Raw genomic sequence first — 13,086 nt, 5'->3', positions numbered from 1 at the left:
GTTACTGCTCACCGACGCACCTCACTTCATCGGAAGCGCAGAAGTACTTCGCGAACTCCTCTTCCGACTGATTCTCCTCCGTCACGAGCGCCCTCCACCCGACGGGGACAGGTTGGATTTTTGGTCGCTGCGCGGATCTGTCGTTGCGCTCGGAGAAGGGCACAACGTTCTGCCGGGCCGCCTGGTACTGGACACGCTGGACATCATCGCCCCAGATCGCCTTCGCGACTTGGGTGGCATAGGCCGTGGCAATGTGTTCGCTGGCCAGATAGGAGCTCACGGTGTTCTTCGGGTCCTCATATTCGGCGAGCTTCGTCTTGAGTCTGTCGACCGAATCGTCGCCCTTGAAGTAGTCGAGCTTGACGATCGCCTTCTGATCATCAGGCAAGTCCTCCCACGTACCTTTGAGGTCGGAGGCCACACCGACGCCCAGGCCCGCAGAGCGGGGAGGGAAGAGCTTGTAGGTCGAGTGGTCGAGCTCGACATCGGTCGCCCGCACCCACTCGGTGATCTCCTCACCATTGTCGGTCGAGATCACCGCGCGGACATCGAAGTAGTAGTCACCGTTGATCGGCTCGGGAGCGAAGACGCTCCAGGACTGCCCCCACATCGGAATCATGTACTTCGAGAGCAGGTCGCCGGGAATCACCTCCCGCAGCGCCGAGGACGGAGCGATCCACAAAAAGCTCGCGAAGAGGTGAAAAGCCGTGATCGCCATGGCGATGACCATGAGCGTCCGCTTGATCACCGGCCGAGGCCGTAATTTGTCAGGGGTGGTTGTCATCGTAGGTCTCCGGTCATAATGAATCAGCTCGCTTCGTCGGGTCGATTATCGATTCCGTTGCTGTTGTCTTCAGTGTCTTCAGGGAAGGGGAGAAGAGCGCGAAGAAGACGGTGACGACCCAGATGCCGGTGATAGCGAGTCCGGCGTGGTTGATGTTGTTGACTGCGATGAGCAGGATCGCGGCAGCAATTCCGAATGGGGGAGCGATTGCTTGGAGTGCGTTCTGGGCAGCGAATACTCGTCCACGCATCTGGCCCGGGACTCGTTCGATCATGAGTACCCCGACGAGCCCACTGAGGCTACCTGTGGCTATCCCGAGCACGGTAGCCGCTGAGAAGAGCATGACCGTTGGTGGCAGTATTCCTATCACAGCGATTGCTATGGCGGATAGGACAAGTCCTGTGCGCATCCACCATTCTCGCCTGCCGAAATGTCCGGCCAGGGCGTAGGCGGTACCCCCGACCAGTGCGCCAAGGGCGAAAGCGGCAAGGACGAATCCTGTCACTTCTTCGCGTCCTGTTGCAGAGAAATGAACGGGAAGGATAAGGGCTTGTAACGCTGAGATCACCATCATGATCGTCGTGGTAATGAGCGTGAGCGTGAGCAAAAACGGATCCTGAACTATTGCTTTCCACCCGAGGTGAATGTGGCGCCACTGCGACCGATTGGCAGATTCGATGGGGAGCTGGACGGACCCTAGCTGGTGTGGGATCAGTATGGTGACAATGATGGCTGCTAGAGAGGTGGCAGATGTGATGTAGAGAAGTGTGGATGAGCTCAAGGTGGAGAGCATGAGGCCGGCGGATGCTGGCCCGATGAGCATGGCTGTTGCCGAGACGCCTTCCCTGACGCCGGTCATTGTGTGTGCTGGCGTGCTCGTTGCGGTGATGATTGCTGGTAGCAGAGCTTCTCGCGCGGTGAGTCCAGGTATATCGCCGATCGCGCCGAGGGACGCGAGGATGAGGAGCCATTCGAAGTTCAATCCCCACACGGTATCGACGACGGGCAGAGCAACTACTGCGAGAGCCGAGATACTGTCGGAAACTATTGCGCAGGTTCGTCGGTTGATGCGGTCAACAATTGGACCGATGAAGATTCCGCCCAGGAGGGAACCTGCTCCGGCGCTGATAGCGACGAGGCCTGCCAGCGTCGGGGATCCCAAACGTTGGAGAGCCAGGATGGGAAGGGCAATCGTAATGATTGAGTTTCCCAATGATGAAAGCCCGTAAGCACCCAGGTAGGCGACCGCAACGCGACGACGTCGAGGAAGGGTGTGACCGAGTGACTCCTGGCGCGTATCCATCACAGGCGTTGGACCAGAGCCGGTTCTGGCTGATTGGTTGCGTACGGTGAGTATCTGCTGAGGTCGGCCAGCAGTTTGGTGAGAGAAGTGGTGGTGTCCTCACCGTGTGCGATGTGGTGGAAGAGATTGCAGAATGTCTCGGCGTAGATTGCGACGGACTCACATGCAGTTGTGGTGTCGGGGTGGATGAAATTGAGATCCATGCCCTCGCGAGTGCGGTTGACCCAGAGGAAGACTTCGCGGGAGTCGTCGACGCTGCCGTGAACGGTCATGTTGTTTCGTGAGACGAGGTCGTTGCCGGGCATGCTCCGGGTATCGAGGTACGAAATCATCGGTGCAGCAAATCCGGTTGGTACTGCTTCGGGGGCGAGAGGAGCGAGGAGCTTAGCGACGTGGTGGAGCGGAGTATGGATGAGTTTCTTCGACTCGCGGACTGCTGCGTGTGCTGCTGTTACTGCCGACTGAAAATCTGGTACACCACTGTCGAGCCTGTACTGTACGGGCACCAGGCGGGTGTACCAGCCGACTGAAAGTATCTGTGCCCGGGTGAGGCGTGTTGAGACTGGTGTGAGCATTGAGAAGACGGGATTATTCGTCGCAGCGTGGTGAATGAGCCCGGCGAGGGCCATGATTCCGGAGTTAGTGTTCGCCCCGTACCGTTTGCACACTGCGTTGAAGTTCTCACACTCGTCAGCAGTAGCGAACTCGGTAAGAATCGTCGATGTCCCCTTAGCTCGGGTTTCTAGTTCCAGTCCGAGGGGGAGTGGGAAGGAGGGGAGTTGCCACGACGCGTTTTCGATGAAGGATATCCAGCCGCGAACGTCATCGGATCCGAGATGGAGTTCGCTGGTGTGCTGCACCTCAGCCTCACAGTAGTCCGCATACGACTCGACATTGGGCAGGTCAACATCTTCGCCGCGCAGTAGGCGCCGATATGAAGTCAATAGTTCGTACATGATGATTCCCAACGACATGCCATCGGTGTAGAAATGGTCGACTGCAAAAATCACTCGGAATCGAGGTTCGGGCGAGTCCTGACGCGCATTTTCTGTCCCAGTTGCAGCGAAGAGGAACATATCCCAGTCAGTGATGTCGGGCAGTTCTGCCGTGATGACATCGCGGATATCGAGCGAGTCATCTGAGTCGACGACGCGGGTCAAACTGATGTCGTGGGGGTGAATGGTTCGACCTTGGTAGCCGTTCTCGGTTTCCCATACCCAGGTGTGGTAAGTGCCGTGTCGGCGAAGATGTTCGCTGAAGACTGCCTCGAGCAGTGCCGCATCGTATGCTTCATCGATCTCGAAGCTGAGAACAGCGAAGCTCGAGCGATGCTGACCCTCTTCGCTGGATGACTGCAATGCATCGTTGAAATGTCGGCGTTGGATATAACTGGGAAACGCGTCATGGACCGGTGCAACACTGATTGCGGTGCGAGATTCATCACTTGCCCGCCAGACGGTGGTGTGCCCGGGCTCGGGCTCCCACTCAGGCAGTAGACCACTGAGCATAGACCAACTCTCAAACGTGTGTGGTGTTGGTCCTCGCCTTAAAAGTCAGACCCATGCAATTGAGATTGCCGACATCTGACCAGGTCAGAACCAATATGATCACAGAATGCCCCAGCCGCGCAAGAGCGAATCCAGTGAATTTGAAAACAACCTACGTTGGCACGCACCCGCGCAGCGTGCTTGCGCACAACTAGATAAGACTGGTGACGCGCGCCATTTGACTGTCGATACTCATCCTTGGAGACCTAATTCGGGTAGCACAGACAGGGAACTTAGCAGGAACGAACACTGACCGTTTCGGTTGTGGTCACCTGGGCAGACAGTCTGGTAAGTATTTGGACTGGCTTTGCCGCACGATCAGCCGGAGTAACGTGGCCAGATCTTTCTGGTGGTAGCCGGGGAAGTCAATTTCCTCTGAAGCGGCAAGCGCCATACTGAGCTCACGATCACTAAACTCAACAGTTCTATCGCGAATCTCTATGCTTCGACTGCGATCCCGGACCTGCTCGGAAGACGACTCAGCACGGTTAGCAGACGACACACTTTCTACATCTTCGGCCGCAAAAATCAGGGGAAGTGTGGATTTGCCCTGTCGTAAGCTCAACTTCCCAGTTTGTGTTGAGTCGCACCAGATGCCTTCCAGGTCGTTACTTGCCTGCCATGACAGTCCCAGGTGGTGACCGACGCGAGTCGCTGCGTCGACATCAGCATCGCCTCCGCCTTGCAACATCACACCGAGCGCTAAAGAGGTAGAAAGAAGAGCTCCCGTTTTGGACGCGGCCACGCCAATGTATTTGTCCCTATCGGCTCCCTCGGCACCCTGGGCGAGAACCAGTTCGCATGCTTGACCAGACACCAACTTCAGCATGGTCTCGAGGAGAATTTCCACGTGAATGTTGGTGTTGCGGAGTCTCATGAGCATTCGCACCACTTGTGCTTGAATGGCATCTGCTGTCAGCAATGTCAGTGGTATTCCGTGTACTGCCCAGGTGGACGATCGTCCTCGCCTTACTTCGTCATTGTCTATGATGTCGTATACCATCAGTGACCACTGATGGATCATCTCAACTGCCGCTGCGGTGATACTCACGTCTTCGCGAATCTTTGTGGGCAGCGAGCTGAGGGGCCGTCCGAGTGTAACTAGTGCTGGGCGGAGCGCCTTCCCCTGAACAGCGAATTTCGCATTCCCTTGGTCCCCCTCGATCCCACCCAAATGATAGCGAGCGACTTTCGCTAGTACCGGGCCAAGTGGAGCAATGGAGGCATCGATGATGGGATTGATCGCATCTCGGATCTCCTCAAAGCAGAACTGAGTGCTGGCATCATCAGTCGATACGTTGTGGTCGGTTTTCAAAACGGGTTCCTTCTCCAGGGCTTCTTATTCAGCAAATTGCTCACCATAGGATTGCGCAATAGAACGTCGAGAACACCACGTAGACAAGACTGCGCAGTTGAAATGCGCTCAGTGAGCAGTATTCGTTCCGCAGCGAAGCGAGTACAAGTGCAAGAAGGCTGTGCGCGACGAGCCTGCCGCATTGCACTACTTACTGAACTCGGCTCTCGGTTAACCAGTTAAGCGTCACTGACCTTGAGCTTGCGCAACGTCGTCTGGATCGGGGGCAGAGATATCTACTTCGGTATCGAAATTGTCGATGGTGATGGTCGCGTCGATACCCTCGGCACGACTGACGAGAACTGCACTGTCGATCTCACCGGTAGCGGGGACGTCAAGGAGAGTCGACTTTTCCTCTTCTCCGAGCCTGTAACGCATGTATTCGAGGTCGTCTTGTTCGACTTCGCCTTCAACGGTTACTTCATCCACTCCGATCGACTCGACAGTCGACACGAGGCGGTCGTAGTCGTACGTTTTGGCGATGCTGTCGCCTTGAGCTGCTTTGAACACTACGTACTTGCCGATCGCTGGTGTCGCGTCGTAGCCGAATGACTCCCAGTACTCCTTCGGGCCCTTGATCCATAGCAAGCTCGAGGCCCGGACCAATTCGATACTGAGGTCGACGGAGCCGGATTTAATAGATGCCTGGCCTTCGAATGCGTCAGTCTGCCGGTCAAAAACGAAGTCTGTGCTCTGGGTTCCGTCGTCGGCCTTCACTGTTCCCTGAGCATGATAGCTGTCGATCGATCTCAGATCGTCTTTGAACGTCTCAAACCGGTCCATTGCTGTAGCTTCAGCGTCGGAGTCAACTGGGGTGACGTGAGCGTCTACTGCACTATCAGAATTCGAGCATGCACACAGACTTAGTGCAGTGGCCGCGGCGACGGTGAGGCCGGTGAGTTTGTTCATTTCTCCTCCCCGATGAGCTGTGTAATATCGACACCGCAGTTTTGCTCGACCTGCTCGGACTGGTGCCTATATGTTGTATTCGCAGTCGTTGTCGCTTCGGAGAGCAGAAGCAGGAAATCTGTGTTGGACACTTGATTGCCGCTGCTCTTATACAAGTCCGCGGCTTTCTGGTAATCGTCGCTCATCGCTTGCCAAGCATGCTCTGCATCGTCGTTGGGAGCGAGTTCGCTGATGTTCTTCGTACCCGAGACAAGCAAGTCCAGTCGAGTTCCCAACTCTGTGACTGTCGTACTCTCGTCTACTTTGCTGGCCTCTTTGTTGAGAGTGACGAGATCTTCGATAGCTGTACAGTACGTGTCGGCTTTCGACGGGTCGGTATAAGAAGACTGTGCAGCTTCTGTCGCCGTCGGGGCTTCTGACGGCTCCGTTGCTCGAGTGGGGGTATCAGTAGATGCCTCCGTGGGAGCCGGAACCTCCCTTTCGTCTGATCGAGGACCGGTTGACTGGCAGCCAGCTAAGAGGAAGGCAGACACCGTTATTGCAAGCGCGGTGAAACAGACTGAAGTGGTGGATGACATTTGAGCGGATCCTCCCCACCTGCCGATGGAAACTTAGACAGGTAGCAGACAAAGAGTAGTGTGGTGGGAGCCAGAGCTGCCCAAGCTTGGCCCCCACCACGGGGCCTGCTACTACGCGGGCATTGCGGCGTGTGGAGAATCGCCGTTGTGCCCGCGAGTAGCAGGAGTTATTACCTTTGTTTACTTCGTGGCACGACGGCGCGTGAAGTAGGTTGCTGCTGCACCAGCAGCCAGCAGGACTGCGGCAGCTCCGAGCAGCGGTGCTGTTGCATCCGAACCGGTACGAGGCAGATTTCCGCCCGCGTTGCTGCCATCGCTGTCACCGGTAGCCGCGCTACCAGCTCCTGCAGCGGATGCCGTGTCGGTTCCGTTGGCGTCAGCTGATGCTTCGGACGAAGAATCGGCCGTTGCCGCAGACGATGCTGCTGCGGTCGGGTCTGCATCGGCTGCAGACGAGGCATCAGCGTTGGTCGAATCCGAGTTGTCACCATTGGCTGCAGCGTTGGCTGCCTGCTGGGCCGATGCGTTCGGGTCCGAGGTGGCATCTGCGGAGGTCTCCGAGGATGCATCCTCAGCGCCTGCGGATTCAGCTGCTGCTTCAGCATTGTTGTCAGCTGCGGCCGATGCGGTGGTGTTGGCATCGTTGTCGGCGGCTGCTTCTGCTGCTGCTTCGGCGGCGGGATTTCCGTCGTCGTCGGCATTTGCAGATGCAGAAGCCGAGGCCGCTGCGTTCACGTTTCCGTTGTCATCAGCCGAAGCCGAGTCATCAGCGGATGCCGTGTCGGTTCCGTTGGCGTCAGCTGATGCTTCGGACGAAGAATCGGCCGTTGCCGCAGACGATGCTGCTGCGGTCGGGTCTGCATCGGCTGCAGACGAGGCATCAGCGTTGGTCGAATCCGAGTTGTCACCATTGGCTGCAGCGTTGGCTGCCTGCTGGGCCGATGCGTTCGGGTCCGAGGTGGCATCTGCGGAGGTCTCCGAGGATGCATCCTCAGCGCCTGCGGATTCAGCTGCTGCTTCAGCATTGTTGTCAGCTGCGGCCGATGCGGTGGTGTTGGCATCGTTGTCGGCGGCTGCTTCTGCTGCTGCTTCGGCGGCGGGATTTCCGTCGTCGTCGGCATTTGCAGATGCAGAAGCCGAGGCCGCTGCGTTCACGTTTCCGTTGTCATCAGCCGAAGCCGAGTCATCAGCGGATGCCGTGTCGGTTCCATCAGCGTCAGCCGAAGCGGTGGTATCTGCGCCATCAGCGTCGGTCGAAGCATCGGCAGTGTCGGTGCCGTTATCGTCAGCCGTGGCTTCAGCTGCATCCGTTCCGTCGGCATCAGCAGAGGCTGAATCGTCTCCGCCGTCGTCGGTGCAGTTGATTCCACCCTCGGAAATGTCTGCGAACACGTCGGCGCGTTCGAAGCCGAGCTCGATGCTTCCGAGCCCATCAGGTGCAACGACCGGAACCGAGGCAAGTGCCAGGTCGGCCTGCAGTCCGCCCATGGTGCCCGAGGCGTGGGTACCGTCGGCGGATTCTTCGATGTTGGTGGGCCCACCATAGGTGATTTCACCAGACACAAGGTTGGCGAGATCGCCGAGGCCGCCGTCTTCGAAGATCTGGTCGAGCTCGATTGCTCCGCCGGGTTCAATCACGAAGTCAGCGTCGCCGACCTTGATCGCCATGCTGGGCAATGTCGAGACTTCGACCTCTGCGCCGTCGGTCACACCGTTTGCGCGGGCGATCATCTCGCCCTGGGGTGCGCTTCCTGTTTCCCCACCCCAGGAGACGCCGACTTCTCCGCCGAAGAGGTTGACATCAGCAAACCGCCAGGTGGCAGTGCTCTCAACACCCAGACCGGTATCGCAGGCTGCGCCCTCGCTCGTCAGGCTCACGTCGCTGGTGCTCAAGCCCAGGTTCGCTTCGCCAACAGGGAAGAGATCATCAATGCCGGGAAGTGGGACATCACCAAGGCCGGTGATGAGGTCCAGGTCACCAGTGGTGGATTCTGCGTTTGCGACACTTCCGCCGCCGGTGAGAGTGCCTTCTGACCAGTCAGTTGTCGCTGCTCCGGTCAGACCTTCGAGCGTGCCGAGGATTGGAATGTCGAGATTGCCGAAGTCGTTGGTGTCTTCATCGGACGGGCTGTCAGTGGTCGAACTCGCCTCGGCGTTGACGAGGTTGATGTTGAGCCCGATGGCACCGGCACCTACGGGGGCAGCGCGGGAGTATGCACGAGCAGTCTCGTCACCGGCAATAGTGCCAGGGACCGCGTACTCGCCGGTTCCTGTCCCGCTGTAATCGGCGAGGCCGCTCGAGTCCGCGACGACGACTGATTCGGCGATATTGGCGCGAACGTTCGCGAGATTGTTGACGAGGCCGACACCGGCGAATGCACCGTAGTTGCGCACCCCACCGGAGAACGAACCGTCCTCGACGTCAGCCGCGCTGGCGGGTGCAATTGGGCCGAGCAGGGCGATGCCAAGGGCACCGACTCCTGCTGCGCCGAGGACCCGGCGCAACCCCTTAGTCTTCTTTGGCTTCATATTTCTCTACCTCTACATTTAGGCGTTTCGAAAATGAGTCCTCGTGAGCCTGCTGCTGAATCGACCTGGAGGACCAACTGCCATGAAAGTTCCACACAGCAGGCTCACGAGAAACTCCAAGACTGAGCCTACCGATTTAGTTCTCATTTTGGTTACGAAGAGGCAACATTTTTGCGAATGAATATAGTTGCTATCCTGTTGGGGTTCGTAGCCCCTAGCTTTAGGCGGATGCGCGTATAAAAATACGGCAGGGTGGAGTTATATACGTTTCGGGTACGTGACCACAATGACCAAAATGTGACCAGATGGTGACCAGCGAATACTCAGAGACAGTGTTCAGGGGCTGTAGATACTGACGAGGTTCGCCGATGGGCTGACGTTTTGGTGCGAGCTGGTCTCTTTTGCTGAATGCTCAGTTATCGAGCTGGAGGGCTCGCTTGAGGTTTCGTGGTGAGCCGAATCCGGCCGTCACGGCAGCCTCGTGAGTGGATGTGCCCTCCTCGAGGAGGCGCTTTGCGACATGGAGGCGCGCCTTTCTCAGCTCCACTGAGGGGGTCGTTCCTTGGGATTTGAACGCGCGAAGCAGATATGAGCGCGAGACCTGGAGGTCCTGCGCAATCGATTTGATGCTGGTGCTCACGTCTGTTGCCATCGACCTAATCAGTGCCAGGCCGCGCACATACACTTTTCGCAAAGAGTCGATATCGGCATCGGTGTAGAGGTGCGCTCCGATTGCGGTCGCCTTCGCGATCTCTTCCAGACCCCGCTGAATCTGGGTAAAGCCGGGCTGAAGGCGGTCCGGGAGGTCTTGCAGCAAAGAGAATGCTGCGGCCTTGAGTATGCGTAGGTAGACCACATTTGAAGGCCCGGCCAGCATTTCATAGTGCTTGCTGGCCTCGGTGGATCTGTAGATGATGAACATGCCGGCCGTGGACGATTCGCACACGGCTCCCCTGAACTCTTCGAGCTGGACCAACGCGATGTCGAGGGGTTTGAGATTCGCTGAGCCTGTCGTTGAGCGCAACACTATGCTGCCGCTGAGGCAGACATGGAGCAGGAGCTGATTGTTGAATGATTGGCCGAGAGGCGGGATGTAGTCGAAAGCTGCTGAGTCGTGGCTGTATCGGGCAACAACGAAATCATCATTGAGGACGGTGTCGCCCTTGAAGTTGAGCGTCGACGGGTCGGACCTGAGATGAAATCCCATGGCGGCAAGGAACTTGATTGCCTTTGAGGGGCTTGCGTCTACGCTCGTATACCCCCTATGTCGATCCAGATAGTCGTCTTGTGAAGCGTCCATTCTTCCTCCCGATGCCAATGAGCACGTCCATCTGGGCGCGTTTAAACAGGAAGAGCACCAGATCTCATTATGTGATACTGAATTATACTTGGTGAACGTCAAAAAATTCGGAACAACGGCTGATAGAGAGGTTGACCCGACCTTCTCCAACACAATTTAATAGGGCGCACGAATACAGACCAGGTGCCCGGTGCCCGAAGTGGCAAGCGTGTCCCAGAGCGTGATATCAGAAGTTCTTGGATGAGCGGCGAGCTCTTCTGCTGCTTTGTATTTTGAGCGTCCCGTGCTGATATTGGGCTGACCTGGACAAATGCTTCCATGTGAGTAGGGTGAAGGCTCTGAGTCGGGAGCAAGGGCCGACGCGTACACGACTGGAGGTGCCTCCATGTCTCAAGGCCAATTTCCCGGAACAGAGACCAAATGCGATGCCGCTTCCTCGAGTCGAATCTATGGCCACTACGGCCCCTGTCCGAAGCGTTCTTCGGCGTGGCGTGCCACGTTGAGGTGCTTGCCATTCGGCGGGTGCCCAAAGCCTGAACTCACAACTCTTAATGCTGCGATGGTGCGCATTCCCGTTCATGCTGTTCAATCGCTATACCCGCATCATCGGGCTGCTCGGCATCCTCTCGTTCCACTTGGGGATCGCTTAACTCATGGGTCTGCCGTGGTTCTCGCTGACGATGATCGCCGTTGACGCCATCTTCATCCGCGACCGCAGCTTTGAGAAACTCAACGGAGCTTTAAAGCGGTGGTGGATCTCCAGCTCTGAGGGGGAGGAATGGGTGAGGGTAAACTCAGCGCGCCGAATATGATCGACGGACAAACAGGTTTACAGTAACTGTCGCGCTTGCGCTGGGCCGATTGCGGTCGTAATCGGCTTGTGGTTTTCGCGATCTTACGCGACACAAGGGCATACTTGCTGGATGAGCACAGAGGACATATGGGCCGTCGCGGCATCGTTCGGAGAAATCTTCGCGGTGGAATCGCCTCCAACACACAGCGATATGGATGTTGCCTTTAGGCGTGCGAGGGTTCTTTCCCCGCAATCCGCGCCAGGGAGCGGCATCTTTTCGATTTCGAAAGCACGCCGGATCACCAATGCGTTCGATCAGGCAGACGAAGGCAAAGTGGACGGCCTGATCCGTGCATTGGTTTCGTCGCTCGTTGCAAAGCGGGTATTTGAAAAGACGCACGACGAAGTTACGCAGAATCTGCTGGCCGAGCTACGCAGAAACCTGGCGCGCGTCGAGCGGGAGTTAAGCGGCTCTTCACAGAAGAGGGTGTAGGAGCTGGCGGCGCGGCGGTGTCGGGATAGACGTCGAGGTCTCCCGATGATGGAAGTTCCTACGCTCGCCATCTGGAAGACCTCGACGTGCTCAACGCTACCTTCACCGCGCCCGATCTCGATACCTTCAGCCAGCTTGACCGGCTGGGCCTAACCGTGACGGGCCAGCTGATCGAGCCGCACCGATCGGTGTTGGAGTGTCGCGTGCTCGAACCGGACAACTGGTGCCACGGTTGCGGCCAGCAAGGCGTCTCCCGGGGCACGGTGATCCGGCGTCTCGCCCACGTCCCGCTGGGCTGGCGTCCCACGACGCTGCAGGTCAGAGTGCGTCGTTACCGATGCCCGGACTGCCGCAGCGTGTGGCGCCAGGACACCTCGACCGCGGCCGAGCCCCGCGCTGTCCTCTCCCGGCACGCCGCGCTGTGGGCGCTCAAGGGCGTGGTCATCGATCGCTTGTCCGTCGCCCGGATCGCCGCCGGGCTCGCAGTCGCCTGGAACACCGCCAACGATGCGATTCTGGCCACCGGCCAGCAGCTGCTGATCAACGATCCCACCCGCCTCGACGGGGTCCGCGTCATCGGCGTGGACGAGTACGTGTGGTCCCACACCCGCCGGGGCAGCAAGTACGTCACCGTCATCATCGACCTGACCCCGATCCGCGACGGCACCGGCCCCTCCAGGCTCCTGGACATGGTCCCGGGGCGCTCGAAGAAAGTGTTCAAGACCTGGCTCGAGGGCCAGACCGCCCAGTTCCGGGACGGGGTCGAGGTCGAAGCGATGGACGGGTTCTCCGGCTTCAAGACCGCGACCGCCGAGGAGCTGCCCGAGGCGACCGCGGTGATGGATCCCTTCCCCGTCGTCGCCCTGGCCGGCGAGAAGATCGATCAGTGCCGCCAGCGCGTCCAACAGGCCACCCTCGGCCATCGGGGCCGATCTGGGGATCCGCTCTACGGGATCCGGCGCGTGCTGCACACCGGCGCTGACTTGCTCACCGACAAGCAGATCACCCGCCTGAAGGCCGTGTTCGCCCGAGACGAGCACGTCGAGGTCGAAGCGACCTGGGGCATCTACCAGCGCATCGTCGCCGCCTACCGCCACCCCGACCGCGCGAGTGGGAAGAAGGCTCTGCAAGCCGTGATCGACGACCTCACCCAGGAAGTGCCCACGCAGCTCACCGAGCTGATCACCCTCGGTCGAACCCTGAAACGACGGGCCCTGGACGTGCGGGCCTGCTTCGACCACCTCGGCACCAGCAACGGCCCCACCGAAGCGATCAACGGCGACTCGAGCACCTCCGTGGCACCGCGCTCGGCTTCCGCAATCTCGCCCACTACGTCATCCGCGCCCTACTCGACACCGGAGGATTCAGAACCGAACTACACCGTCATCTGTGAAGAGCCAGTTAAGCCCGGCAGGCGCCCTCGCCCCTCTGGGGGTAATCGATGTGCAGGTAGGCGGGCGCGAGGCGCTAGAGCAACAAATCCCGCGTCTGCGGAA

At 58.5% G+C, this 13,086-nt stretch carries 9 protein-coding genes and 1 pseudogene; 2 read left to right on the top strand and 8 right to left on the bottom strand.

Annotation, left to right across the window (positions count from 1 at the left end; all coding sequences use genetic code 11):
- Position 1: 1 nt before the first annotated feature.
- The 8 genes from ACOZ9V_RS18080 to ACOZ9V_RS18045 all read right to left on the bottom strand — a co-directional run bounded on the left by ACOZ9V_RS18080 (position 2) and on the right by ACOZ9V_RS18045 (position 10,304).
- The gene (locus ACOZ9V_RS18080) at positions 2 to 784 is read right to left on the bottom strand and encodes a DUF5819 family protein (RefSeq protein ID WP_181272572.1); all 783 of its coding nucleotides are present in this window, start codon (positions 782 to 784) and stop codon (positions 2 to 4) included.
- 13 nt (positions 785 to 797) lie between these two features.
- On the bottom strand, positions 798 to 2,087 hold the full coding sequence (locus ACOZ9V_RS18075) for an MFS transporter (protein WP_434592341.1): 1,290 nt from the start codon (positions 2,085 to 2,087) through the stop codon (positions 798 to 800).
- Positions 2,087 to 3,595, bottom strand: coding sequence for a condensation domain-containing protein (locus tag ACOZ9V_RS18070; protein WP_181272570.1), 1,509 nt, complete (start codon positions 3,593 to 3,595; stop codon positions 2,087 to 2,089). The genes ACOZ9V_RS18075 and ACOZ9V_RS18070 overlap by 1 nt, the downstream gene beginning before the upstream one ends.
- A 307-nt stretch (positions 3,596 to 3,902) precedes the next feature.
- A complete protein-coding gene (locus ACOZ9V_RS18065) occupies positions 3,903 to 4,949 on the bottom strand; it encodes a polyprenyl synthetase family protein (protein ID WP_434592339.1) in 1,047 nt (348 codons plus the stop codon).
- A gap of 225 nt (positions 4,950 to 5,174) precedes the next feature.
- The gene (locus ACOZ9V_RS18060; protein ID WP_181272568.1) at positions 5,175 to 5,897 is read right to left on the bottom strand and encodes a hypothetical protein; all 723 of its coding nucleotides are present in this window, start codon (positions 5,895 to 5,897) and stop codon (positions 5,175 to 5,177) included.
- Entirely contained in the window at positions 5,894 to 6,475 is a 582-nt protein-coding gene (locus tag ACOZ9V_RS18055; RefSeq protein ID WP_434592337.1) for a hypothetical protein, read from the bottom strand. Before ACOZ9V_RS18055 ends, ACOZ9V_RS18060 begins: the two co-directional genes overlap by 4 nt.
- Before the next feature lie 180 nt (positions 6,476 to 6,655).
- Positions 6,656 to 9,004 carry an LPXTG cell wall anchor domain-containing protein gene (locus ACOZ9V_RS18050; RefSeq protein ID WP_181272566.1) on the bottom strand — a complete coding sequence of 783 codons (2,349 nt, stop codon included), beginning with the start codon at positions 9,002 to 9,004 and terminating at the stop codon, positions 6,656 to 6,658.
- A 412-nt stretch (positions 9,005 to 9,416) separates the two neighbouring features.
- The gene (locus tag ACOZ9V_RS18045; RefSeq protein WP_181272565.1) at positions 9,417 to 10,304 is read right to left on the bottom strand and encodes a helix-turn-helix domain-containing protein; all 888 of its coding nucleotides are present in this window, start codon (positions 10,302 to 10,304) and stop codon (positions 9,417 to 9,419) included.
- Between the two features lie 923 nt (positions 10,305 to 11,227).
- Here ACOZ9V_RS18045 and ACOZ9V_RS18040 point away from each other — a divergent pair.
- Positions 11,228 to 11,590 carry a hypothetical protein gene (locus ACOZ9V_RS18040; RefSeq protein ID WP_181272564.1) on the top strand — a complete coding sequence of 121 codons (363 nt, stop codon included), beginning with the start codon at positions 11,228 to 11,230 and terminating at the stop codon, positions 11,588 to 11,590.
- Positions 11,591 to 11,676: 86 nt separating this feature from the next.
- A pseudogene (locus ACOZ9V_RS18035) lies at positions 11,677 to 12,983 on the top strand (ISL3 family transposase).
- Positions 12,984 to 13,086 lie beyond the last annotated feature (103 nt).

It is taken from the genome of Brevibacterium sp. 1718 (genome assembly GCF_051131255.1).
Lineage (GTDB): Bacteria > Actinomycetota > Actinomycetes > Actinomycetales > Brevibacteriaceae > Brevibacterium > Brevibacterium sediminis.
This window is presented reverse-complemented; position numbering and strand designations above follow the sequence as displayed.

Excerpts from the sequence above, each read along its gene's own strand:
- ACOZ9V_RS18060 (WP_181272568.1), bottom strand. The coding sequence starts at position 5,897 with ATGAACAAACTCACCGGCCTCACCGTCGCCGCGGCCACTGCACTAAGT.
- ACOZ9V_RS18050 (WP_181272566.1), bottom strand. The coding sequence starts at position 9,004 with ATGAAGCCAAAGAAGACTAAGGGGTTGCGCCGGGTCCTCGGCGCAGCA.
- ACOZ9V_RS18040 (WP_181272564.1), top strand. The coding sequence starts at position 11,228 with ATGAGCACAGAGGACATATGGGCCGTCGCGGCATCGTTCGGAGAAATC.
- ACOZ9V_RS18055 (WP_434592337.1), bottom strand. The coding sequence starts at position 6,475 with ATGTCATCCACCACTTCAGTCTGTTTCACCGCGCTTGCAATAACGGTG.
- ACOZ9V_RS18070 (WP_181272570.1), bottom strand. The coding sequence starts at position 3,595 with ATGCTCAGTGGTCTACTGCCTGAGTGGGAGCCCGAGCCCGGGCACACC.
- ACOZ9V_RS18045 (WP_181272565.1), bottom strand. The coding sequence starts at position 10,304 with ATGGACGCTTCACAAGACGACTATCTGGATCGACATAGGGGGTATACG.
- ACOZ9V_RS18080 (WP_181272572.1), bottom strand. The coding sequence starts at position 784 with ATGACAACCACCCCTGACAAATTACGGCCTCGGCCGGTGATCAAGCGG.
- ACOZ9V_RS18075 (WP_434592341.1), bottom strand. The coding sequence starts at position 2,087 with ATGGATACGCGCCAGGAGTCACTCGGTCACACCCTTCCTCGACGTCGT.